This window comes from Chromatiales bacterium 21-64-14, assembly GCA_002255365.1.
GTDB lineage: Bacteria > Pseudomonadota > Gammaproteobacteria > 21-64-14 > 21-64-14 > 21-64-14.
Genome location: NCBI01000005.1, coordinates 77,305 through 94,187, shown reverse-complemented (window position 1 = coordinate 94,187; position 16,883 = coordinate 77,305). Strand labels below are relative to the sequence as shown.

Annotated in this window: 19 protein-coding genes; 13 read left to right on the top strand and 6 right to left on the bottom strand. The window is 62.6% G+C overall.

Annotated elements, in window-relative coordinates:
• Nucleotides 1-39: 39 nt before the first annotated feature.
• The 6 genes from B7Z66_04880 to B7Z66_04855 form a co-directional block, all read right to left on the bottom strand.
• Nucleotides 40-969 (bottom strand): hypothetical protein, encoded by a 930-nt coding sequence (locus B7Z66_04880; protein OYV77438.1) that lies wholly within the window; start codon nucleotides 967-969, stop codon nucleotides 40-42.
• 17 nt (nucleotides 970-986) lie between these two features.
• A complete protein-coding gene (locus tag B7Z66_04875) occupies nucleotides 987-1,679 on the bottom strand; it encodes a hypothetical protein (protein OYV77461.1) in 693 nt (230 codons plus the stop codon).
• A 117-nt stretch (nucleotides 1,680-1,796) separates the two neighbouring features.
• A complete protein-coding gene (locus tag B7Z66_04870) occupies nucleotides 1,797-2,165 on the bottom strand; it encodes a sulfite reductase (protein OYV77437.1) in 369 nt (122 codons plus the stop codon).
• Nucleotides 2,166-2,562: 397 nt separating this feature from the next.
• Nucleotides 2,563-2,832 (bottom strand): hypothetical protein, encoded by a 270-nt coding sequence (locus B7Z66_04865; GenBank protein OYV77436.1) that lies wholly within the window; start codon nucleotides 2,830-2,832, stop codon nucleotides 2,563-2,565.
• A 468-nt stretch (nucleotides 2,833-3,300) separates the two neighbouring features.
• Nucleotides 3,301-3,591: a zinc/iron-chelating domain-containing protein gene (locus tag B7Z66_04860; protein OYV77460.1), complete on the bottom strand. Its 291-nt coding sequence runs from the start codon at nucleotides 3,589-3,591 to the stop codon at nucleotides 3,301-3,303.
• 176 nt (nucleotides 3,592-3,767) lie between these two features.
• Nucleotides 3,768-4,520, bottom strand: coding sequence for a hypothetical protein (locus B7Z66_04855; GenBank protein ID OYV77435.1), 753 nt, complete (start codon nucleotides 4,518-4,520; stop codon nucleotides 3,768-3,770).
• A gap of 979 nt (nucleotides 4,521-5,499) precedes the next feature.
• Between B7Z66_04855 and B7Z66_04850 the strand changes: the two genes are divergently transcribed.
• From B7Z66_04850 to B7Z66_04790, 13 genes are all read left to right on the top strand, one after another.
• On the top strand, nucleotides 5,500-5,781 hold the full coding sequence (locus B7Z66_04850) for an acyl carrier protein (GenBank protein ID OYV77434.1): 282 nt from the start codon (nucleotides 5,500-5,502) through the stop codon (nucleotides 5,779-5,781).
• Complete coding sequence (locus B7Z66_04845; GenBank protein ID OYV77433.1) at nucleotides 5,781-6,041, top strand: hypothetical protein; 261 nt, start codon at nucleotides 5,781-5,783, stop codon at nucleotides 6,039-6,041. The genes B7Z66_04850 and B7Z66_04845 overlap by 1 nt, the downstream gene beginning before the upstream one ends.
• 325 nt (nucleotides 6,042-6,366) lie before the next feature.
• The gene (locus B7Z66_04840) at nucleotides 6,367-7,731 is read left to right on the top strand and encodes a beta-hydroxyacyl-ACP dehydratase (GenBank protein ID OYV77432.1); all 1,365 of its coding nucleotides are present in this window, start codon (nucleotides 6,367-6,369) and stop codon (nucleotides 7,729-7,731) included.
• Nucleotides 7,718-8,038 carry a hypothetical protein gene (locus tag B7Z66_04835; protein ID OYV77431.1) on the top strand — a complete coding sequence of 107 codons (321 nt, stop codon included), beginning with the start codon at nucleotides 7,718-7,720 and terminating at the stop codon, nucleotides 8,036-8,038. The genes B7Z66_04840 and B7Z66_04835 overlap by 14 nt, the downstream gene beginning before the upstream one ends.
• Nucleotides 8,035-9,036, top strand: coding sequence for an acyl-CoA synthetase (locus B7Z66_04830; GenBank protein OYV77430.1), 1,002 nt, complete (start codon nucleotides 8,035-8,037; stop codon nucleotides 9,034-9,036). Before B7Z66_04835 ends, B7Z66_04830 begins: the two co-directional genes overlap by 4 nt.
• A gap of 193 nt (nucleotides 9,037-9,229) precedes the next feature.
• Nucleotides 9,230-9,661, top strand: coding sequence for a hypothetical protein (locus B7Z66_04825; GenBank protein ID OYV77429.1), 432 nt, complete (start codon nucleotides 9,230-9,232; stop codon nucleotides 9,659-9,661).
• Nucleotides 9,658-12,021: a hypothetical protein gene (locus tag B7Z66_04820; protein ID OYV77428.1), complete on the top strand. Its 2,364-nt coding sequence runs from the start codon at nucleotides 9,658-9,660 to the stop codon at nucleotides 12,019-12,021. The genes B7Z66_04825 and B7Z66_04820 overlap by 4 nt, the downstream gene beginning before the upstream one ends.
• A 34-nt stretch (nucleotides 12,022-12,055) precedes the next feature.
• The gene (locus B7Z66_04815) at nucleotides 12,056-12,889 is read left to right on the top strand and encodes a polysaccharide deacetylase family protein (GenBank protein OYV77427.1); all 834 of its coding nucleotides are present in this window, start codon (nucleotides 12,056-12,058) and stop codon (nucleotides 12,887-12,889) included.
• Complete coding sequence (locus B7Z66_04810) at nucleotides 12,886-13,179, top strand: hypothetical protein (protein OYV77426.1); 294 nt, start codon at nucleotides 12,886-12,888, stop codon at nucleotides 13,177-13,179. Before B7Z66_04815 ends, B7Z66_04810 begins: the two co-directional genes overlap by 4 nt.
• Before the next feature lie 93 nt (nucleotides 13,180-13,272).
• Nucleotides 13,273-14,508, top strand: a complete 1,236-nt coding sequence (locus tag B7Z66_04805) for a beta-ketoacyl-[acyl-carrier-protein] synthase II (protein OYV77425.1) — start codon at nucleotides 13,273-13,275, stop codon at nucleotides 14,506-14,508.
• Nucleotides 14,505-15,323 (top strand): 3-oxoacyl-ACP synthase, encoded by an 819-nt coding sequence (locus tag B7Z66_04800; protein ID OYV77424.1) that lies wholly within the window; start codon nucleotides 14,505-14,507, stop codon nucleotides 15,321-15,323. The genes B7Z66_04805 and B7Z66_04800 overlap by 4 nt, the downstream gene beginning before the upstream one ends.
• Nucleotides 15,317-15,796 (top strand): 3-hydroxylacyl-ACP dehydratase, encoded by a 480-nt coding sequence (locus B7Z66_04795; GenBank protein ID OYV77423.1) that lies wholly within the window; start codon nucleotides 15,317-15,319, stop codon nucleotides 15,794-15,796. The genes B7Z66_04800 and B7Z66_04795 overlap by 7 nt, the downstream gene beginning before the upstream one ends.
• 14 nt (nucleotides 15,797-15,810) lie before the next feature.
• The gene (locus tag B7Z66_04790) at nucleotides 15,811-16,554 is read left to right on the top strand and encodes a 3-oxoacyl-ACP reductase (GenBank protein OYV77422.1); all 744 of its coding nucleotides are present in this window, start codon (nucleotides 15,811-15,813) and stop codon (nucleotides 16,552-16,554) included.
• Nucleotides 16,555-16,883 lie beyond the last annotated feature (329 nt).

Below are 16,883 nucleotides of genomic sequence, written 5' to 3'. Positions count from 1 at the left end.
GTGGTTACCGCCACTGCTCCAACGGCCTCATCGGAGGCCCTAGTCCGACCGGACGTGGTCCGCACCAACGGCCATCCCATGCGCTTCCCGCCGGGAAAAGTACCCGGGATGCAGGAACCGGCCCAGGAGTTCCAGGCTATCCACCAGGCGCGGGCCTGGACGGTTGAAATACGCATTCCCGTCTACCAGCTGTACCCGCCGGGCGCGCACCGCGGGCAAGTCGCGGACCTCCGGACGCTGACGGATTCGCTCCCAATCCTGGGATGCCCGCTCGGCGGACTGACCACAGCAGGCGATCACCAGCGCCTCCGGCCGGGCACCGGCGAGTTCGTCCCATTGCTTGACGATGGACGGCGCGCCGGGGTGGCCCAGCACCTCCTCGCCGCCGGCGAGCGTGACCAGTTCCGGGGTCCAGTGTCCGCTGCAAAACAACGGGTCGAGCCATTCCAGCACCGCGGTGCGGGGCCGGTGCGGCGCCTGCACCACGGCCCGCGCCACTGCGGCGATGCGCGCCCGCAGGCCCGCCACCACCTCGGCGCCCCGCTCCGCGACCCCCAGCGCCGCGGCCACCGCCGTCACGGTGCCCAGCACCCCCTCCAGGGTGGACGCCTCCAGATTCAGCACCCGCGGCGGTCCGGGCAGCGCCGCGGCCAGGGCGGCGACGCTGCCGTAATCGGGCGCGCATACCGCGCACAGGTCCTGGGTCAGGATCCAATCGGGGCGCAAGGCGCGCAGGACCGCGGCATCCAATTCATAGAGGGGCACGCCGGCGGCGAGCCGCTCGCGTACCCAACGATCCACTTCGGCGCTGCTCCGTGCCGGGTCCGCGATGGCGCAGGCACTCACGCGAGGGAGGTTCCGCACCTGGGGTGGGAAGTCACAATCGTGGGACACCCCCACCAGTTGGTACCCCAACCCCAGGGCGTGGACGATCTCCGTGGCAGAGGGCAACAAAGAGACGATGCGCATGGGCGCCCGGCTCCCGTTCACAGGAGCGCCGCCAATTCGGGTTCTCCCACGGGAATCAGGTCCACGAAGTGGCGTCCTTCCCGGGTGATCCGCTGGCCGAGACGCACCGGAACCGGCTGCCGGAAGATCGGACCGTCCCACACGAACGAATGGTACTCACCGTTCTCGCCGCAAAGATCGACCCCCGGTGGCAGATCCGCCAGCAACCGCGCATCCAGTTCACGGCCGGCGAAGTCCGCGCCGAGGCGCTGCGCGTCCACGCAACAGAGGCACCCGCGGAATCCGAGTTTGAAAAACGCCTCCAGCAACTCCCGGGTATCGCGGCCCCAGATTGGAAACAGCCCCTGCATGCCGGCACGCGCCAGATTGCGCTCCTGGTAGGTGCGCAGATCCTCCAGAAAGATGTCGCCGTGCGCCACGAGACGGACCCCTTGGGCGACGTAGCGCGCCATGGTCTCACCCATGCGCGCCTCGTAATCGGCGTTGGTACAACGTTGCGAGGGGAGATACAGCTTATCCAACGCCAAGCCCAAGGACTGGGCCTGAAGATCCAACAGGGATTCCCGCACGCCATGATGGCTGATGCGGCGGTAGTCGTCCGCCACCGTAGTCAACAGCGCTACCACCCGGTAACGGGCATCGTTCAGCAGGGCGTGGAGCGCCAGGGCGCTGTCCTTGCCGCCGCTCCAGGAAAACACCACCGGTTCCACGCCGTCGTTTGCCACCCGCCGCCTCCGTTGCCCGGCAAATGCGGGCGCCTGGGGATTGAACCGTCCGGATGGAGGCGCGTCAAGGGTGATGCGATGCCGTGGGCCTTCCCGCGGCTTTCAAACGACGCTGCCGAAACCCCGGTCGATGGTGCCGGCGGGCGGCTCGTAGCCCGCGATCCGGCAACCCTGGGCCACCGGCCCGCCGGGGAACAGTCCGTAGAGAAAGCGCACGCCGCCCCGGGCGTGGAAGCGCTCCTCAAGGGCGTCGTGGATCTCCCGGAACCGCACGTGACCCCGATCGGCGTGGCGGGCGAAGAACTCGTGCAGGGCGCGCACCAGATCCCAGTGATCGCTGCCCAGCGCCAGCCCCTCATCCTGGGCACGCCTCTCGGCTGCGCCGCGGGTCCAATCTATGGGCGCGTAGGGAAATTCGGGGTCTGTGGAATCACCGCTACGGTACAGGATATGATCCAAGGGCTCGGTCATGAAACATCCCTCCCCGGTTGGCGTTCCCTATCAGTTTAGTACATTGCCAGGGGCTGGCGTTCCACCGGGCGGGCAGAACAACGCGCCAGGGCCCGGGCCGAGCAGCCCTGGGGTACCACCGAATTTCCGGGTTCCTCGCGAGGCACGCGGCTGTGAATCCGGCGCCGGCGCCGGTTACACGCGATGACTTGCAGGCGCTCTAGTGCATCGGCGTCCGGTCCTTCTTGGCGGCCTTTTCAGCCCGTTTTTCTTTCAGGCTCTTTTCCGGCTTCTTCTTGGTTTCCTTTCTTTTTTCCATGCCCTTTGCCATAGCGCGCTCTCCTGGTGGTTAATGGTCAATCCGGGTGCTCACCGATGCTGCTGGACATGTCCTCAAGCTGCGCGGCGAGACGTGCCGTCATATGTCTTCGTTTTGGTGCCCGGCTCCCGGTTCAGGACCTAGGACAGAACCAATGCCTACTTCATTGATGGTTTCCATGACCTCGTCGAGGGCACCTTGCTCAGTGGGAAACGGGTCATCCCAGACCGTTGAATTGCCATATTCGTCCACGACCTCCAGAAGCCACCCATCCTCGCCATCCGCATAGATATCGACCTGGACCGTCCTGCCATCTCGCGTCAATGACCGGCACAGGGCCGACATCTTCGGGGCCGGGTAATCGGTCATTGCGCGTGCCTCGGGATCCGACTTTGATGGTCAAAACATATAGCCGTTAAAGTGCCCAAAATCAAGGGGTCAAAGTACCTGGATACGTTAGTTGCGTAGCACCTGTCTCAAACTCGCGGGCCGGGCATTCAGGTCCTGCGGCCCCTTGCATCTACCCCCGCGCGTTGTCATGCACCGTTGTCCAAGACCCGCGACATGGTCTTGCACCGCCGGAACGGATGCGCCTGCCCAGATGGAACATCGTAGCCCCCGCCGTACCACACGACGATAGCTCCCCTCGCTGGTGGATGTGGCCTGGGCGAAATCTTCCGTACTAACGGGAATATCCACGTGTCCACCAATTTGCTTCGCCAATAACTGAAATCGTCCACGCGGCGTTACAACTACTAAAGTGGATCGGAGAAAGGGGAGGAGGCACCCTGATCCACGAGTCAGGCTTTTGCGAGCATGTTTCCCGTACGATGAAATCTACAGATTGGCGGCTCGCTCGCTAATACATTCGCATCCTCCCATCTCAAAATCACGGCAAATCCATGGCCGCTGCTCGTAAATCATACAAGTCATGGTGTTTCGGTCCAAGGCAGAACACCAACCGTCTTCCAGCCGCGCCATGCGTTCCCCGCCCCATTTATCAGTCTCAATATACTTATCGGGCACTCCCGCATCGGTAATGAGCCTTACCTCCAAACGACAACAGCAGGCCTCGCAGTTTACGCAGGCCACCTTGGCATTGGGCAAGATACTAACTTCGGTTGTCATGAATTTATATTTATCTTCCATAGCTCGGCCAACGCACCCAACAGTTCTTAGGCCGAAGTTCGCAATGCCCGCCTTAGACGGCATTCCATATGGGTAAGATGGCAGTGCGTCCCGACAGACGAAAGGATGGCCCATTCTGCCGCCGTGGCGGCCCAGTAGTCCTGGCTGCCCGGCCCCTAGGCGGCGGACGCGGCCACTGTCGTGTTGCGCCCGCCGCGCTTCGCGGCATAGAGCGCTTGGTCAGCACGCAACAACAGCATGTCGAGTTCCTCGTCCGCAAAGCTGGCGATGCCGATGCTCACGGTGAGCGGAATAATGGCGTCATGGTAGGTAATAGCCGTGGACTCCAAGATTCCGCGGATACGCTCAGCGAAGTCCGCGGCACGGTGAGGATCGGCGGTGGGAAGTACAAACATGAATTCCTCGCCCCCGTAGCGCCCGAAATGATCGATCTCGCGGCAGTGCCGCTTGCAGAGGAAGGCCAGTTTTTGCAACACCACATCCCCGCCGGGATGGCCATGGGTATCGTTGATCTGCTTGAAATGGTCGATATCGAGGATCGCCACCGAAAGCGCCTCCCCGGTGCGCGCGGCCCGTGCCAGTTCCGCCTCCGCCAGTTGCAGGATACGGCGGCGGTTGTAGACCTGGGTCAGTGAATCGATGGTGGAGAGTTCGCGCAACTGTCGTTCCGCTGCGTCCAGTTGGGAGACCAGGGATAACAACAGGTAGGAGAACAGGGGTGTGATCAGACCAGAGGCAACCGTTGCGGTCACGAAAGTGGTGTGGTCCGACGCGCTCCCCGCCCCCCAGGCGATGGCGAGGGTAATCAGATTCGACAATAGGATTGAGATAGCGGTGAGGAGAACCGTGGCCCAACCGACGCCCAGCGTTCTGAGTCCTGCGCGCAGCAGGGAGTTGGATCTGGGCATCGTGCCTCCGCGGAGCCGGGTTCAACCGCCGGACTGTGCGCCCGGCGGCGTGGTCAAATGGGGCAGTCGCAAGCGGACGGCGCCGCACTATTGTACGCACATTTGCGCACGCCGTGGGCAGTACCATTCAGGTATCGGGTCACAACCGCTTTAGCGGGACGGTGGGGCTGGTAACCCTATGATTCCGAATCGCTCAGTTTCAACAGCCAGTCACCAACAGTGGGGCGCCGGTGACGTACCAACGGTCGCGCGAATAGGTCAGGGCGTAGACCCGCCGGGTCTTTCCAGAGAGCGGTGCACCAAACCGTCGGCATCCGGGTAGCAACATACCACCTTGTCCGGGACCATTACGTTGGTCTCCATTGCGCTCGGCCTGCCTGACCCAGTGCACATCGGTCGTACCGGGGACGCGAACTCCCAAGCCAGGTGTTCCGGGGCGCACCCAGCCCGGACCCACCCCACGATCTGCCGCCGGACTCGCAAGGCGCATGCTCTCAATGCGTATCGCTATCATGGACACCAGCGTTTCAAAATAACCCGAAGTCCCCGCGCGCGGGGCAGGTCCTACTACGCGGATTCTGTCCAAGAACTGCCCAGCCACGCGCGACCGGCGGTGGACTCCAAGCCCGGCGGAGCAGTTCCGCCCCAGATTGCCATTGAGGCTGGTGGTACACCTGGGGGTGCGTGAAGGCCACTGAGGCCATTGATGGGGCGGTTTGCGGGCACCAGCTGCGTTGGTCGCGGCGCGGTGTACCTAGCCGCTGATGGTCGACGCACTGGCCCAATGAGCCTTGCGATTTCCTGCCACCGTTCCGCCTGGATGAGGTACCTGGAGGGCTCGGTGATCCTATTGGATTTCAGCGGGCTGGGCAAACGCCGATGCGCACGCTCTGAGTGCCCTGTCAGAGTTGCGCTTCAGGACAGGATCTAGTATCGTTATGCCTTGCTTTTCCTTGTGTTTTCGTGGTTTTAGCACATCATGTCAGAACCCACCACCACACCCGCCGATGCCGCGTTCCTGCATGACGTGGCACAGCTCATCGTGACTTCGCTCAATCTTGAGATATCGCCTTCCGAAATCCAGCCCGACGCACCGCTGTACGGCGACGGTCTGGGACTGGATTCGATCGATATTCTTGAGCTCGCTATGGCCTTGTCCAAACGATACGGAGTCCAATTGCGCGCCGATGGTGCCGACAACCACCGCATTTTCAGTTCGCTGCGCAATCTGGCCGACCATGTGGCCGCGTTCAAAACCTAGTGAAGACGCCCCGGGCAAAGAGCCTCGTACACGAGGTACTCTTTGCAACCGTTTACGTCGGCGATCCACTGCGCACCAACCTTGCGATGCGCGCGGATCAGCCCGACCCGTTCGGCCTGATCTTGGCTTTCGCACCGTTGCTAGGTCTGGATGGCGCGCCGAACTTCCCGTCAAGGGCGGCTACCCATCGTTACCGGTTGCGCCTCTACATTGCGTGGGCAGCATCCCCCGCCGCGTGGCGCGTTACGCCCGCGCTGTGACCCGCGCCGGGACGATTTTCCTTCGCGTCCATGTCGTTGCTTTCTACCAACTTATTCCCTGCTGCTCCCATGCCCGTCGGGCCACCGTTCGCGAATATGCGGACGCCGCCCCTGGTGGCAGCAATTATTGGCGCCGAGTAGTTGAGGTGGGTGCGGGAGTTGCCGGCACACGAACGTACGAGGCTGGTCCAAGCTGTCCAAGCCTATATCCACTGCACCGATGCCGTTGTCCAGAACACAGACGCGCCACCCTTGCCGGAGTCGAGTCGAGAGGTATCACCGCTGGCCGATCGGAGACGACCACAGCAGCATCACAGGTGTACGTATGACCGAATTGCCGCTGGTTTCATATTCCGACCCTAGCCGTGTGTTCGCATGGCGCAAGGGCAAACCGGTCCGCCTGAGCGATTTCCTTGCCGATGTGCAGCGCGTTGCGGCCGCGATGCCCGATACCATGCACATGTTGAACCTCTGCCACGATCGCTATCACTTTACTGTCGCATTTGCAGCTGCGGCCATCAGCAACCGCATCACCCTGCTGCCATCCACCCGTACCGCTGACACAACCCGGCAGATACGTGCTTTCGCTCCCGACGTATTCTGCTTGAGCGAACAACCCTGCGACCTAAATTTTCCACAGATCCTCTACCCTGGAGGGATTGGGTCTGGCGCACAATTCGAAGCGCAGACCGTACCGATGATTGCGGCGGATCGGGTGGTTGTCTATGCCTTTACATCCGGGTCCACCGGCACTCCGGTTCCACACCCCAAAAATTGGGGCGCCCTCACCGCTTGTGTGCAATCAGGCTCCACACGTCTAGGGCTGAACGACGACCGGCGTTACACCCTGATCGGAACCGTGCCCCCGCAGCACATGTATGGCTTCGAGTCGACCGTGCTACTCGCACTCCAAGGAGGCGCTGCGCTAGGCGCTGCGCATCCCTTCTACCCGGCCGACGTCGCCTCCGATTTGGCCGCAGTGCCTGCGCCGCGCGTGTTCGTGACCACGCCTGTGCATTTGAGCGCTCTGCTGTCGTCGCAAGTGGCGCTACCGCCGGTCGCGCTGATTTTGTCGGCCACCGCGCCACTGTCACGCAGCCTTGCACACGAAGCGGAAGTGCGCATTGGAGCCCCGCTCTTGGAAATCTACGGATCGACCGAAACCGGACAGATCGCCACCCGGCGTACGGCAGAAACTGCTACCTGGGAATTACTACCCGGCGTGCACTTGCAGCGCGACCATCTCGGTGTCGGCCAAGCTGTCGGCGGCCACCTTGCGCAAACCACCGCTCTGCACGATGTAATCGAGCCCCTCGATTCCAACCACTTTCTACTCCACGGCCGAAGCGCTGATATGGTGAATATCGCCGGCAACCGTAGCTCATTGGCTTATCTAGACCATAAACTCAACTCTATCCCCGGCGTGATAGATGGGGTCTTTTACATGCCCGACGACATGCAATCAAGCCACAACATGCGCCTGATGGCGTTCGTCGTCGCCCCGACACTTACCCATGATCATTTGCTTGCCGCGCTGCGTGAACGCGTCGACGCGGTATTTCTCCCGCGCCCCCTCGTGCTCGTGGACGCGTTACCGCGCAATACCACCGGGAAGCTGCCTCGCTCGACATTGCATGAGCTGGCCAAGCAACACAGCGCTTGCCATGAGGTGGCCGATGACAGACGTTGAACCGATTCCTGGTTACCCCCGTGCTCATCCGGTATTCGACGGACACTTCCCGGGCCGTCCAATCGTGCCCGGCGTGTTGTTGCTCGACACGGCGCTGCACTTCCTCTGGTCTCATGGGCTCGCGCATGAACGCTGCCGCATCACCGCCGTCAAATTTCGCAGCTCCGTAGGCCCTGGGGAGGACCTGTGCTTGAGGCACGAGAAAGCCGCGGATGGTAGCATTCTATTTGAACTCGTCACGGAAGGGCACATAGTCGTCAGCGGCACTTTGCTGGGACCGGATCCAAACATCGGGGGGCAAGCATGAGCGCTGCCCGCCGATCCACTACGACGAATCCCGGCGCGAGCGCCCAAGGCTCGGAGCGCACGTCAAGCAAGTCGCCCAGTTCCGAATGGACGCAAAACACGGAGCGCAGCAATACACTGATGCTGCGCATCATGACCTGGATTTCACTGCGCATGGGTCGGCGCATATCCCACGCTGTGTTAGCCGGAATCGCTGTGTACTTCGTGCTTTTCACACCCCGTGCCCGGCGCGCATCCCGACAATATCTAGGCCGTGCGCTAGGGCGCGAAGCGAGTTGGGCCGATGGATTCCGCCACGTGTTCGCTTTCGCCTCCACGATCCATGACCGCATCTATTTGCTCAATGAACGCTTTGACCTGTTTGACATCCGCGTGAGTGGTCAGGAGATCATCGATGACGCACTGGCGCGGGGCCAGGGAGCCTTTCTCATAGGCGCGCATTTCGGAAGCTTCGAAGTGCTGCGCGCCCTCGCGCGCCAGCGTGGTGATCTCCCGGTGGCGATGTTGATGTACGAGGACAACGCGCGCCGAATCAATGCGACGCTGAATGCCATCAACCCCATGGCTGCGCGCGATATCATCCCGCTCGGACAAGTCGACTCGATGTTACGCCTGCGCGAACGCCTGGACGCCGGCGCGGTGGTCGGCATCCTCGGCGACCGTTCCCTGCACGACGACGCTACCGCCTCCCTGCCTTTTCTCGGTGTACCCGCGCCGTGGCCGCGCGGCCCGCTGCGCATCGCCGCGCTGCTGCGCAGGCCGGTGATTTTCATGGTCGCCGTATATCGCGGCAGTAACCGCTACGACGTCCATTTCGAGGCCCTAACCGACTTCAGCCAGGTCGGTCTCAAGAAGAGCGCCGTAGCGCTGGACGCGGCATTGGCACGCTACGTCGGATGCCTGCAAGCGCATTGCCTCGCCGCGCCTTATAATTGGTTCAACTTCTATGATTTTTGGCAGGGCGCCGCCGCTGAAGCGGTAAGCCCCGAAGCCGAATAGAGCACCCATGACCCCGCGCATGACTGAAGGTTTTCACCGACCGCTCCACCTTTACGTCACGTGCATCCTAGTGCTTGCCACGGCGCTGCTGTGTGTGCCACTCGCGCGCGCCGCCGATTGGAATCTCGAAACGCTGATGCACGCACTGGCACAACGTCCTGCGGGACGAGCCACTTACGTCGAAACTAAAACTATGGCCATCCTAAATGTGCCCATCAAGTCCTCCGGCGAACTGCGCTACGCCGCGCCGGATCTTCTCGAGATGCGCACCCTCAAACCCAGGCCGCAGACTCTAGTGGTGCAGGGGAATCAAGTCAGCGTCGAAGCCGATGGGCGGCGCCGGCAGTTCAGCCTGCGTTCCCACCCGGAGGTCGCGGGCCTGGTGGACGGGATTCGTGCCACACTCAACGGCAATCTCCGCGCGCTGACGCGCGACTACCGGGTTACACTCGAGGGCGATGCCGCCCGCTGGAGTCTCACCCTGGTGCCACTCGACGCGACCGTGCGCGCGCGGGTACGCCAGGTCCGTATCGGGGGACGCGAGAATTGGGTGCGCACCATCGCCGTGCAGCAGGCTGACGGTGATCATTCGTCGTTGATCATCCAACAACACGCCATGCCATGATCTGGCGTGTCCGCGCGACCTTGCTGTTATGGGTGATGGCACTACTAGGCTGTGTCGCAGTCATCGCCCACAGCCGGTACACCGCCGATATGTCGGCCTTTTTGCCGCGCACCCCCAATGAACAGGCGCAAATCCTGGTCGACCAGTTACAGCACGGTTTGGTTTCACGCCTCATCCTAATCGGCATCGACGGCGCCGATCTAAGCGACCGGGTGGCTCTATCCCGTGCTCTTGCGCAGAAGCTGCGCACCGACCACGCCTTCGTCGCGGTCAATAATGGAGAGGCCAGCGGAATACGGCATGATTTCCGGTTCATCTTTGATCACCGCTATGTCCTCAACCCTCGCACCACGCCCGAACTCTTTACCGTGTCCGGCCTGCACCACGCCATCGCCGGTAGCATTGACCAACTTGCGTTGCCGCTGGGTGAGGAGGTAAAAGCCCTGCTGCCTGCCGACCCCACCGGTGCCACCGTGGAACTTCTAAACGACTTGGCGGGCGGCGCGCAACCACAAAAACGCGATGGCGTATGGGTAGAGCCCGGAGCCGGGCGTACATTGCTGGTGGCGCAAACCCGTGCGTCCGGCGCGGATACTGACGGGCAAGCGGCCGCCATGGCCGAGATTCAAAGCGCCTTCGCCACCGCGCAGGCGAAGCTCGGGGGCTCCGCCGCACAGAACAAGCTGGTGCTGTCCGGCCCGGGTGTGTTCTCGGTACAGTCTCGAGCGGCCATCAAAGACGCGGTTCAGCGTGTCTCGCTCATTGGCGGCGTGCTCATCGTCGCTCTACTGTTGTCAGTTTACCGCTCGCTGCCCGTGCTGCTGCTCGGATTGCTGCCGGTGTTTTCCGGCGTGCTTGCCGGTATCGCCGCGGTGAGCCTCAGCTTCGGTGTGGTACAAGGGCTCACCCTGGGCTTTGGCACCACCCTGATCGGCGAGACGGTCGACTATTCCATCTATCTTTTCGTGCAATCCGGGGCGGCGGGCGATGCCGCGCGCCGTGATTGGCTGGGGCGTTTCTGGCCGACCATACGCCTCGGCATGCTGACTTCGGTATGCGGATTCGCTACGCTACTGCTGTCGAATTTTCCCGGGCTGACCCAACTCGGGGTCTATTCCATCGCCGGGCTGTTGAGCGCCGCGCTGGTGACCCGCTTTGTATTACCGCACCTGCTACCGCGGCGCTTCGGGGTGCGCGATTTGCGTAGCACCGGTGCCCACCTGCTGCGGGCCGTCGTACACCTACAACGCGCGCGCTGGGTCGTCCCTGCGCTGGTACTGGTGGCCTGCGTGGTGCTTTTTGGACATCGGCAGCAGTTGTGGTCCCCGCAGCTCTCATCCCTGAGCCCGGTCAGTGCTCGCAGCCTAGCGCTGGACGCGCAGCTGCGCCGCGCGCTTGGAGCGCCCGATGCCGGGGATTTAGTGGCGGTGCGTGGTGCGAGTGCCGACGCCGCTCTTAGCGCGGCGGAAGCCGTGGGTACGCGGCTGCGCGCCCTAGTGGCGCGGGGCGTGATCGCCGGCTTCGACAGCCCCGCGCATTACCTGCCCAGCATCGCCACCCAGCGCAATCGCCTAGCCGCGATCCCAGCCGCGGCCGCGCTGCGCACCCGGCTAGCTGCCGCGGTCCGAGGCCTGCCGGTCAAACCAGCGCTGTTCACCCCTTTCGTGGATGAGGCCGAGGCCGCACGTCATGCTGCGCCGCTGACTTTACACGACCTTAGCCATACGGATTTTTACCGCATCATCGATAGCCTCTTGCTACGCCAGCGCGACGGCACGTGGAGTGCGCTGCTGCCGCTGCGCGCTCCGACCTCAGGGCTCATCGACGCTGCGAGTGTGAACGCCGCGCTCATCGGCAGCGGCGCAAAATTGTTCAATGTCGGTCAAATTAGCAACCACCTATACGCCAGCTATCTGCGAGCCACGCTATGGTTGTCGTTGGCCGGGCTGGGTGCGATCACGGTCCTGTTGCTGGTAGCGCTACGTTCCGCGGTGCGCGTAGTGCGCGTTTTAGCGCCCCTGCTATCTGCGGTACTGGTGGTAACCAGTGGCTTGGTACTGGCAGGCGTGCAGCTTACCCTCCTGCATTTGATCGGTATGATGCTGATCGTCGCCGTAGGATCAAACTATGCGCTGTTCTTTGACCGCGGGAGCGTGGAAGGAGGGATCGCGCCACGCACCCTGGCGTCGCTGGTGTTCGCTAACCTGACCACGGTAGCCGGTTTTGGTACGCTTGCCTTCTCGGGGGTCCCAGTACTTCGCGCGCTGGGGGTGACCGTTGGCCCCGGCGCATTGATTGCACTGCTGTTTTCGGCACTGCTTGCGAGGCGCAGTGGTTCCACCCGGGGCGCCCTCCGTTGAAGCGCCCGTTTCCTTGCCCACGACGCACGAGATTATGCCCGCACCACTAGCTAGCCCCGCGCCGCTGCCCACTTCGCCCTGGCGGGCCACGCCCCTGATTCGTGCCTCGCTCGCGCTCCATCTGCTCGCGCTGGTCACCGTACTGTGGCAGCCTGCACTGTGGACCTGGGCGGCAGGCGCCGTATTTGCCGATCATCTGTTGCTTACCGCCGCCGGGCTGTGGCCGCGCAGCACGCTGCTGGGTGCCAACATCAGGTGCTTGCCGGAGGGCGCCGCAGCACGCGGCGAAGTGGCGATAACCATCGACGATGGTCCTGACCCCGCTGTCACACCTGCGGTGCTCGACCTACTCGACAGCTACGGCGCACGCGCCACATTTTTCTGTATCGGAAGACGCGCGCGTGCCCACCCCGAACTTGCGCGTGCTATCGTGGAGCGCGGCCATGCGCTGGAAAATCACACCGAACACCACCGGCATAATTTCGTCATGCTCGGGCCGCGCGCCTATACGCGCGAGCTCCAGGCCGCGCAGGACAGCCTTACTGCTATAGGCGGCCAGCGGCCCCAATTTTTCCGTGCGCCCGCCGGGCTGCGTAACCCGTTTCTCGGCCCGGTACTGGCCCGTTTGAATCTGCGCCTGACGAGTTGGACGCGACGCGGCTTCGACACCCGCGAAGGTGTTGCTAGACATGTTTTGCGACGCCTACTGTGTGGTCTGCGCGCCGGTGATATACTGCTCCTGCATGACGGCCACGCCGCGCGTACAACGGAAGGCCAGCCTGTTATTCTGGCTGTTCTGCCTGAACTACTCTCTGCCCTGAATCGCGCCGGACTGCGCCCAGTTACCTTGCGCGAAGCCTTGATATGACAATCCCCCCCACGCGAACCCGTTTGATCGGCCACGCCGCTGCGCGCTATCGGGTTGCCGTGCGCTTCGCGCGGCATTTCCTCGCCAGCGTGGTGGTACGCGCGTGCCGCGCGCTCCGCGATGCCGCGACCTTCGAACATTGCGGTATCCAGACGGCCGGTTTTGGAAACGCCGATGCGGTAGTGGCTCCCAACGTATTGGGCGGCGCCGACTACCCGGCGCAAGGCGATATACCACGCCGCGCGCGCGGCACGGGCAGCACAAGGAGTGCTGTTATTACATGTGGATGACGCCTCCGGCACGCCACACTTTCGTGTCATCTATTTTCCGAGCTTCACTGCCACAGCCATCGGCGGGTACGGCATGAAACGCCCACACTAGACATGAACTCCTACCCTACACCGTTGGTCCCTCCCATGCTGCTCACTCACTGCACTGTCGCGAGCAGCCTGGGTGCCGGACTACCAGCCCATCTAACTGCATTGCGCGCACATGTTTGCGGCTTGGCTCCCTGTTCCTTTGATACGGTGGATCTGAGGACTTGGACCGGTGCGGTCGCCGGCGTGGACGCCGTACAGCTATCGGAACCTCTCGCGGCCTACGACTGCCGCAACAACCGCTTGGCGGAATTAGGCCTACGACAGGACGAATTCGTCGAGGCCGTCGAATCGGCCGTCGCGCGTTACGGTGCGCCCCGCGTCGGCGTATTCGTCGGCACCAGCACATCCGGGATTCTTCAAACCGAGCTCGCCTACCACCGACTGGATGAGCGCGGCGCGCTGCCGTCAGATTTCCGTTACGCCGAAACCCACAACACCTTTTCGCTTTGCGCCTACGTGCGCGCACGCTTCGGTTTGCGCGGACCGGCGGCCGTCGTATCCTCAGCCTGTTCATCGAGCGCCAATGTCTTCGCCAGCGCGCAGCGCCTGTTGGCACTGGGGGCCATCGACTGTGCGCTGGTGGGCGGAGTGGACAGCTTGTGTCTGACCACGCTGTATGGCTTCAAGTCACTCGAGCTGCTTTCCGCCCTCCCCTGCCGGCCTTTCGACGCGCAGCGCAGTGGCTTGTCTTTGGGCGAAGCGGCCGCTTTTGCATTACTCGAGCGCGCGCCGCGTGATGTCCCGAACGACGCCGTGGTGTTACTGGGTGTAGGCCAATCGAGTGACGCGTATCATATGTCATCGCCGCACCCAGACGGCTTGGGCGCGCGCTTAGCCATGCAGCGTGCGCTCGACCAAGCCGGTTTGGTAGCTGCTGACATCAACTACATTAATTTGCACGGCACCGCTACGCGCGTCAACGACTCTGCAGAAGGTCGCGCGGTGGGCAGGCTGTTCGGCGCTGGCGTGCCATGCAGTTCTACCAAGGGCGCGACCGGCCACACTCTGGGTGCCGCTGGTGGACTTGAGGCGGTGCTCAGTGTGCTGGCATTGCGCCATGGCTTCATGCCCGCAAGTGTGGGTACCGCTGCGCTCGATCCGGACATAGCCGAGGCGGGCCCGCTCGACTATCTGTTGGAGCTTCGCAACGCGCCGCCGCAGCGGGTGATGAGCAATTCCTTCGGCTTCGGCGGGACCAATTGCAGCCTTATTCTAGGTCTCGCGGGAGACCGCGCTTGAACTCCACGCGCAACATTGAGGCCTACGTCGACGGCATCGGATTACTCGGTCCGGGCTTGGTCAGCTGGGAGCAGGCGCGTGCTGTGCTGCGCGGAGAGGCCCCTTACTCGCCAGGAAAAACCGTTTTACCGAGCCCCCAGCTTTTGCAGCCCGCCGAACGGCGTCGCGCCACGACGGTGATTAAACTCACGCTCGCGACCGGGCTCGCCGCGGTCGCCGCCGCCGAGCTCAACCCGCGTGACCTGCCGACCGTGTTCAGCTCCTCTGGCGGTGACGGTCCGAACTGCCATGAAATTTGCACGGCGCTGGCCTCCGGCGACCGATTGATTTCGCCGACGCGGTTTCACAACTCGGTCCACAACGTGGCCTCGGGATACTGGGGCATCGCTACGGGGTCGATGACACCGTCCGTAGTGCTGTGTGCCTACGACGGAAGTTTCGCTGCTGCATTGCTGGAAGCGCTTTCCCAAGTGATGCTCAGTCGTAGCCCTGTACTATTATTGGCGTATGACTCCAACTACCCGGAACCGCTATTCAGCGTTCGGCCGATCACCGATAGCTTCGCTGTTGCCCTGGTGCTCGTACCCAAGCCTAGCCCACGTAGCTTGGCGCGTGTGTGCGTATATCCCGATGCGATCTTCACTGATGCGCCGGCACAGACGTTGGCCAATCCCGACCTGGAAGCGCTGCGCCGCACGATTCCCGCAGCGCGCGCTCTGCCGCTGCTGAGCACACTGGCACGCATGGAATCGACGAGTTTGGCGCTCGATGGTCTCCCCGACCAGCGACTGGCCATTGAACTGTCATCATGCTGAAACCGATCCGACTCGACGGCGTACTATTGGATCACGCCTGGATCGCTACGCATATTCCGCATTGTGGCCGTATGTGTCTGCTCAGTTCAGTGCTGGCCTGGGATGCGCAGCACATCGTCTGCGCAACGTCCAGCCATCGCGACGCCACTAATCCGCTGCGCCAATTCGGCCGTCTCGGAACTGGGTGCGGAATTGAATATGCCGCGCAGGCAATGGCGGTGCATAGCGCGTTGCTGATGGGGGAGACCAACGATCCAGTAGTGCGTCCCGGTCTCCTCCTTAGCGTACGCCGGACGCAGTTGCATGTGTCACGCCTGGACGATATTGTTTCGGACTTGCAGGTGCATGCCGAGCGTACCAGCGGAAATGGCGAGTTGCTGCTATATGAGTTCAGTGTGTGCGCGGATGGGCGCACACTGCTGGACGGTCGCGCTTCGATCTTGATCGACGCTTTGACTTCGGGCTTTTCGTAGCTCACCATACGCTCATGGCCCATCCTACGTCCCGAACTGTACGCCGGGCACTGGTCACCGGAGGCAGCGGCGAAATTGGCGCAGCCATCTGCCGCCGTCTGGCGGCAGATGGCTGCGAAGTCATTATTCACGCCAACAACGGCATGGCCCGTGCTGAGGCGCTGGCCTCGGAATTACACAGCCAGGGCCACACCGCACGTGCCATCGCCTTCGACCTCGCCGACGCCAGGAACACCGCTGCCGCTGTCGATACCATCCTCGCAGACGGTCCGGTACAGGTGTTGGTGAACAACGCTGGGGTGCATGACGACGCTGTACTACCTGGCATGAGCACGGCACAGTGGCAGCGTGTTATAGACGTCTCATTGAACGGGTTTTTTCATGTTACCCAACCGCTGATGTTGCCAATGATCCGCACCCGCTGGGGACGTATCGTCAATATCACTTCTGTGGCCGCACTAAGCGGCAACGCCGGACAAGTCAACTACGCTGCCGCGAAGGGCGCACTGCACGCGGCGACGAAATCGCTGGCGCTGGAGGTCGCCAAACGCGGCATCACGGTTAACGCCGTCGCCCCAGGCATCATCGCCACTGAAATGAGTAGAGCCGCCTTCGACGCGGCTGCGATTGAGCGATTGGTACCGATGCAACGCGCCGGAACCCCTGAGGAGGTTGCTGACTTGGTCGGCTTTCTCGCCTCCGACCAAGCCCGATACATCAGCGGTCAAGTTATTTCCATCAACGGCGCTATGTATTGAGGCGCACTCAGGCCACCGGTTTGCAATGTTTGCGGGGGTCTTTTCCGTCTTGGTGCTGGTCAGCGATGCGTCGCCCGTTGTCACATTGGGATAATCCGTTTTCGTGGTGCTGGCTGGGCACATAAACGAAGCTCGTGTACTACGCTACGGCCGGAAAGTCTGCGGTTCGCATCCGGACCAGCTACCGCTGCTGGGCTGGGCTGCGTTACGCTGATCACCACCCACGCTCCGTTGCGCTTTCAGTCCGAAGCCTTCCTCTAGATGGCGCGGGGTATATGAGGTTGCAGGGGCATGACATACGGCGGTGGATACGCCGCCTAATATGCTAC

Coding starts and splice junctions, on each gene's coding strand:
- B7Z66_04880 (OYV77438.1), bottom strand. CDS start 969: ATGCGCATCGTCTCTTTGTTGCCCTCTGCCACGGAGATCGTCCACGCC.
- B7Z66_04870 (OYV77437.1), bottom strand. CDS start 2,165: ATGACCGAGCCCTTGGATCATATCCTGTACCGTAGCGGTGATTCCACA.
- B7Z66_04865 (OYV77436.1), bottom strand. CDS start 2,832: ATGACCGATTACCCGGCCCCGAAGATGTCGGCCCTGTGCCGGTCATTG.
- B7Z66_04860 (OYV77460.1), bottom strand. CDS start 3,591: ATGACAACCGAAGTTAGTATCTTGCCCAATGCCAAGGTGGCCTGCGTA.
- B7Z66_04855 (OYV77435.1), bottom strand. CDS start 4,520: ATGCCCAGATCCAACTCCCTGCTGCGCGCAGGACTCAGAACGCTGGGC.
- B7Z66_04850 (OYV77434.1), top strand. CDS start 5,500: ATGTCAGAACCCACCACCACACCCGCCGATGCCGCGTTCCTGCATGAC.
- B7Z66_04840 (OYV77432.1), top strand. CDS start 6,367: ATGACCGAATTGCCGCTGGTTTCATATTCCGACCCTAGCCGTGTGTTC.
- B7Z66_04835 (OYV77431.1), top strand. CDS start 7,718: ATGACAGACGTTGAACCGATTCCTGGTTACCCCCGTGCTCATCCGGTA.
- B7Z66_04830 (OYV77430.1), top strand. CDS start 8,035: ATGAGCGCTGCCCGCCGATCCACTACGACGAATCCCGGCGCGAGCGCC.
- B7Z66_04825 (OYV77429.1), top strand. CDS start 9,230: ATGGCCATCCTAAATGTGCCCATCAAGTCCTCCGGCGAACTGCGCTAC.
- B7Z66_04820 (OYV77428.1), top strand. CDS start 9,658: ATGATCTGGCGTGTCCGCGCGACCTTGCTGTTATGGGTGATGGCACTA.
- B7Z66_04815 (OYV77427.1), top strand. CDS start 12,056: ATGCCCGCACCACTAGCTAGCCCCGCGCCGCTGCCCACTTCGCCCTGG.
- B7Z66_04810 (OYV77426.1), top strand. CDS start 12,886: ATGACAATCCCCCCCACGCGAACCCGTTTGATCGGCCACGCCGCTGCG.
- B7Z66_04805 (OYV77425.1), top strand. CDS start 13,273: ATGAACTCCTACCCTACACCGTTGGTCCCTCCCATGCTGCTCACTCAC.
- B7Z66_04795 (OYV77423.1), top strand. CDS start 15,317: ATGCTGAAACCGATCCGACTCGACGGCGTACTATTGGATCACGCCTGG.
- B7Z66_04790 (OYV77422.1), top strand. CDS start 15,811: ATGGCCCATCCTACGTCCCGAACTGTACGCCGGGCACTGGTCACCGGA.